Annotated in this window: 4 protein-coding genes and 2 pseudogenes; 3 read left to right on the forward strand and 3 right to left on the reverse strand. The window is 69.4% G+C overall.

Annotated features, from left to right (window positions below):
* Window positions 1–54: 54 nt before the first annotated feature.
* Entirely contained in the window at window positions 55–1,263 is a 1,209-nt protein-coding gene (gene manD / locus ACTWQJ_RS45980; RefSeq protein ID WP_443312338.1) for a D-mannonate dehydratase ManD, read from the forward strand.
* Entirely contained in the window at window positions 1,260–2,699 is a 1,440-nt protein-coding gene (locus tag ACTWQJ_RS45985; RefSeq protein WP_443312339.1) for a mannitol dehydrogenase family protein, read from the forward strand. The genes manD and ACTWQJ_RS45985 overlap by 4 nt, the downstream gene beginning before the upstream one ends.
* A 711-nt stretch (window positions 2,700–3,410) precedes the next feature.
* On the opposite strand, the pseudogene ACTWQJ_RS45990 reads toward ACTWQJ_RS45985, so the two are convergent.
* Window positions 3,411–3,802: pseudogene (locus ACTWQJ_RS45990) on the reverse strand (hypothetical protein); the annotation flags it as partial.
* 118 nt (window positions 3,803–3,920) lie between these two features.
* Window positions 3,921–4,811, reverse strand: coding sequence for a GNAT family N-acetyltransferase (locus ACTWQJ_RS45995; protein WP_443312340.1), 891 nt, complete (start codon window positions 4,809–4,811; stop codon window positions 3,921–3,923).
* A gap of 147 nt (window positions 4,812–4,958) precedes the next feature.
* Between ACTWQJ_RS45995 and ACTWQJ_RS46000 the strand changes: the two genes are divergently transcribed.
* Window positions 4,959–5,123, forward strand: coding sequence for a hypothetical protein (locus ACTWQJ_RS46000; protein WP_443312341.1), 165 nt, complete (start codon window positions 4,959–4,961; stop codon window positions 5,121–5,123).
* Between the two features lie 17 nt (window positions 5,124–5,140).
* On the opposite strand, the pseudogene ACTWQJ_RS46005 reads toward ACTWQJ_RS46000, so the two are convergent.
* Window positions 5,141–5,222 (reverse strand): annotated as a pseudogene (locus tag ACTWQJ_RS46005) (DUF4440 domain-containing protein); the annotation flags it as partial.

Consider the following 5,222-nt stretch of genomic DNA (forward strand, 5'->3'; position numbering starts at 1 on the left):
CCATTGACACTCCACGGTAACCTGTCGTCCCGGCACAGCAGAGGAGCAGCACCCATGGCCACCATCACCGAGGCGAAGGTCATCATCACCTCGCCGGGCCGTAACTTCGTCACCCTGAAGATCACCACATCGGACGGCGTGACCGGCCTCGGCGACGCGACCCTGAACGGCCGCGAACTCGCCGTGGCCTCCTACCTCCAGGACCATCTGGTCCCGCTGCTCATCGGCCGCGATGCCGACCGCATCGAGGACATGTGGCAGTACCTCTACAAGGGGGCCTACTGGCGCCGCGGCCCCGTGACGATGACCGCGATCGCGGCCGTGGACATCGCGCTCTGGGACATCAAGGGCAAGGTCGCCGGCATGCCGGTGTACGACCTGCTGGGTGGCCGCGCCCGCGACGGCGCCATGGTCTACGGCCATGCGAGCGGCGGAAGCGTCGACGAACTGCTCGACGACGTCGCCCGCTTCCGCGACCTCGGCTACCAGGCGATCCGGGCACAGGCCGCCGTCCCCGGCTCCCCGGGCAGCTACGGCGTACGCCACGGCGCGATCTACGAACCCGCGGCCACCTCCCTGCCCGAGGAACAGCTGTGGTCCACCGAGGCGTACCTCGACTTCGCCCCGGGCTACCTCACCGAGGTACGGGAGAAGTTCGGCTTCGACTTCCACCTGCTGCACGATGTGCACCACCGGCTGACCCCCACCGAGGCCGGCCGGCTCGGCCGTCGGCTCGAGGACCTGCGGCTGTTCTGGATGGAGGATCCGACACCCGCCGAACTGCAGGAGTCGTTCCGCCAGATCCGCCAGGCCACCACCACACCGATCGCCGTCGGCGAGGTCTTCAACTCCATCTGGGACTGCCAGCAGCTCATCACCGAGCGCCTCATCGACTACATCCGCGCCTCGGTGTCCCACGCCGGCGGCATCACCCACCTGCGGCGCATCTTCAACCTCGCCGAGCTGTACCAGGTGCGCACCGGCTCGCACGGCGCCACCGACCTCTCGCCGGTGAGCCTCTCCGCCGCCGTCCACCTCGACGTGACCGTGCCGAACTTCGGCATCCAGGAGTACATGGAGCACTCCCCGCTCACCCACGAGGTCTTCCACACGTCGTACGAGTTCCACGAGGGCGCCCTCCACCCCTCGCCCGCCCCGGGCCTCGGCGTCGAACTCGACGAGGAGGCGGCCGCGCGCTTCCCGTACAACCCCAAGTACCTGCCGGTGGGCCGCAGGACGGACGGATCGGTGCACGACTGGTGACCACCCACGAGCGACTCTCCCGCAAGACCCTCGGCGCCCTCCCGCCCGAGAGCCGACCGGCAATCGACCCGGACGCCCTGCGCCCACGGATCGTGCACCTGGGCATCGGCGCCTTCCACCGCGCCCACCAGGCCGTCTACACCGAAGCGGCCGAGGCCCGGCACAGCGCCGGGTGGGGCATCGTCGGCGTCTCGCAGCGCAGCCGCACCGTCGTCGACGCGCTGCGCCCCCAGGACGGGCTCTACTCGCTGACGCTGCGCGAGCCCGACGGCCCGCGGACCCGCGTGGTCGGCTCGGTGACCGACGTACTCCACGCGACCGACGACGGTGAGCGACTCACCGGGCTGATCGCCTCGCCCGACGCCACCGTCATCACCACCACAGTGACCGAGAAGGGCTACCGACGGGACCCCGTCGGCGGCGGGCTGGCCCTGACCGACCCCCAGGTGCTCAGCGACCTGGCCGGGGCGCCGGTCCCGGCAACCGTGGTCGGACAGCTGGCCACCGGACTGCGCGCGCGCCGTCACACGAGCGCTCCGCTCTCCATCGCTCCCTGCGACAACATGGCCGACAACGGCCAGGTAGTACGCCGCCTGGTGCTCGACTTCGTGGCCGCGACCTCGTGGAGCGACCGCGACCGCCTCCTGGAGTGGATCGACTCCTCGATCGCCTTCCCCTCCACCGTCGTCGACCGCATCGTGCCCGCGACCACCGCGGCCGACCTGCACGCCGCCGAAGCCGCCCTCGGCCTGCGGGACGAAGGGGCCGTGGTCGGCGAGCCGTTCACCCAGTGGGTGCTCCAGGACGCCTTCGCCGCCGACCGGCCGCAGTGGGAGACCGCCGGGGCACAGCTGGTCCCCGATGTAGCCCCCTACCAGGTGATGAAGCTCCGGCTGCTCAACGGCTCACACTCACTCCTCGCCTATCTGGGCCTGGCCGCCGGATGCCGGACCGTGGCCGACGTCATGGGCACCCCATGGGGAGAGCAGATCGTGCGGGCTTACGCCACAGAGGTCGCCCAGAGCCTGACAACGGCAGCGGACCTCGACATCCCCGCGTACGTCGACAACCTGCTGGTCCGTTTCGGCAACCACGCGATGCACCACCGGACCGAGCAGATAGCGATGGACGGTTCGCTCAAGATCCCGGAGCGATGGCTGGCACCCTTGCGGGACTTGCGGGCCGCGGGCCACGACACCCCCGTACTGGCGACGGCCCTCGCGGCGTGGGCCCGATACACCCGGGACGAGCGGATCGATGATCCGGCAGCCGACAGACTGCGGCAGGCCTGGCAGCACCATCAGGGCGACGCGGTACGCGAGTTGCTCCGTATCCTCGGCGCCCCGGAGCTCGCGGACGACACACCGTTGGTGGCGGAGATCGACGCTCGGCTCCACGCCCAGGACCGGCGGATCGGGGCAGGGCTTAGCTGCTGACCCTGGCACAGTCCGCAACCCGGACGCTCTCGGTAGATCCTGCGCCCGCGGCTGGGCCACTTCCGGCAGGGTCCGGACAATAGACAACCCCCAGACCACTGGCCTGGGGGTCCATTCTGGAGCGACTCTGGCTGGGCACCCCGCGACCGTGCATCGTTCTTTGCCGAATCCGCGCATGCCACACCCTTCAGCAGCTGAGGAGCAGAGGGCCACACCTGTCAGTCACACCGTTCACTCGCAGATTGAATCAATCGTGACCTGCAGGAATCCCATCCAGTGGTGCGCAGAATCGTCCGTACGTCGAGTCTCTGGAGTACGCGCGATTTGTCCTCACGGAAGACTGTCCGGCCAACGCCGAATCTGCGCATTGATGCGGCCGACGCATCAATGAAGGAGCTGGATGGACGGCCAGGTATCCAGCGTCCACTTGCCCCCATCGGCCCCACGGAGCCGCAGAACTCTTTGCGGAGCAGCCGAACGGACCAGCCCACCAAGAGACATGCTGCAGGGCCTGTCCGGCGGATCTGGTCGCGGTCGCGGGTCTGGCACGCAACCCCGCGGCGTGGTCGTCGGTTGCCAACGCTCCGCGTTGACGCCCTCCGCCGCCTTGCAACTGCACCGTCTGGCCAGGGCTCGATGGGTTCGGTGGGCCGAGGAGGGCGGGCGCCCCGGTGCCGGGCGGGCTGTCGCCCCGGCACCGCGCCCGACGCGTCACTCCTCGTCGCGCAGCCGGGCCGCCAAGGAGTTGAGCGGCTCGGTCTCCTTGGTGTGGCCAGGGCGGTCAGGCAGGAGACCGCCGCGTCGAGGCGGGTGAGGGCGGGGGCGGGGTGTTCCAGGTAGATGCCCTCCACGGCACCCGCGAGGCGGACGCACTCGGCCCACTCGCCGACGAGGTCGTCCTCCGGTCCCGGCTCGCCGAGCAAAGCGAGGGCCTTCTCCAGAACGGCCAGTGCGTCCTCGTACTCGCCGGCATAGGCGTTGACCCGCCCGTGTTCGTAGGCCAGTGCCGTGTCCAGGGAGCGGCCATGGGCCTCCTATTCGGCGGCGCGGGCCTCGTCGGCGATCCGGCCGGCGTCGGTGAGGATGGCGAGGGCGTCGGCCAGGAGTAATTGTCAAATTCTGCGGATCGGTTGAGGTAGCTCGGGGTCCGGCGGGTCGTGTCAGGGGAACCGTTCCGTCGCGCTGCGGGAATCGCGGCTGTGGGTTCCCGGCCCGCGGGCTTCATAGGTCGAGCTGGTACTCCAGGGCCCTGTGTGTGGGGTCGTACCCCAGGGTGTCATTGATGCGCCGCATGTGTGTGTTGCTGTCCGCCGTATCGGTGACCAGGCCGGCGAGTTCGGGGTGGTTGGTGCGGGCGAGGCGGATCGACTCGGCCTTCATCCAGCGGCCGAGGCCGTGGCCGCGGTGCTCGGGCAGTACGCCGGTGCCGTAGTGCTGCCCTTCGCCCTTGCCGTCGCCTGGCACGACGAGCTCCGAGAAGCCGGCGATCGAGCCGTCCGACTCGTCGACGGCGACCACGGTGGTGAGCAGCTCCCCGCGCTCGGCGATGGCCTTGGCAGCGGCCAGAACCCGCTCGACGTCCCAGGCCACGACACCGTAGTCGGTGTCGTCCATCGGCATGTCGTCCATGGCGCGCCGCGAGTCGGCAAAGGTCTTGGCCAGTTCCTCCGGGACGGTGCCGTGCCATGACGCGAGACGGTAGCCAGGGTGCGGCCGCTCGACGATCGCGTTGATCTCGTCAGCCTTGCTGCTGTCCAACTCGTCCAGCGCAAGCCGGGCATACGTCAGTGTCAGCACCCTGCGGAAGCCACGTGCGGCAAGGAAGTGATCGCCGGGCGTGCCCGCGTCGGCCTGCGCGATCACCGACCGCGTGCCCGCCTCCCGCGCGGCAGCCACCGCCGTCTCGAGGAGCCGCGACCCGACCCGCCTGCGCCGCTCCGCCGTATGCACATTCAACTGCAGCTCGGCCAGGTGTTCCTGGCCCTCCCGGGTGAACACCCGTAGAAACGCGGACCCGAGCGGATTGCCCTCATCCCCGCTGGCCAGCCACGCGAGGCGATAGCCAGAAGAGGTACGGTCGGGATCGGTGAGGGCAGTGATGCGGATGGGCAAAGTGGCTCCGGTGCAGTCAATGGGGTTGCGTAGAGCCACAGTCGATCACGCAACCCGCTGTGGGGACAGGGAATTTGGCGGAGCGGAAAGGGAATTTGTGCCTCCGAGGGCCGCGATGAGTGCTGCACTGGGGGACAGGACGCGACCTTGGAGAAACTCCGCGTCGACCGGCACCTCGAAGAAGCCATGGTCAAAGGCCCCGATCCACTCCACCTTGCCGAGGTGTTCGGACTCGTTGAGAAGACCGCGATGCGCTACGCGGACTCCGCACGGGCCCTGCTGGAGCGGCCCCTGGAATCACCACGATCTTGAGGGGCCACTTGCTGACGTCAGCGGGCGGGTGGGACGAACTCGGGCTGGTCGAGCAGGCGCAGCCAGCTTCCATCAGGCTGACGCCGGACGACCTGTGCC

The organism is Streptomyces sp. KR55 (assembly GCF_052245645.1).
In the GTDB taxonomy this organism is placed as follows: domain Bacteria; phylum Actinomycetota; class Actinomycetes; order Streptomycetales; family Streptomycetaceae; genus Streptomyces; species Streptomyces flavusporus.

Excerpts from the sequence above, each read along its gene's own strand:
- manD (WP_443312338.1), top strand. The coding sequence starts at position 55 with ATGGCCACCATCACCGAGGCGAAGGTCATCATCACCTCGCCGGGCCGT.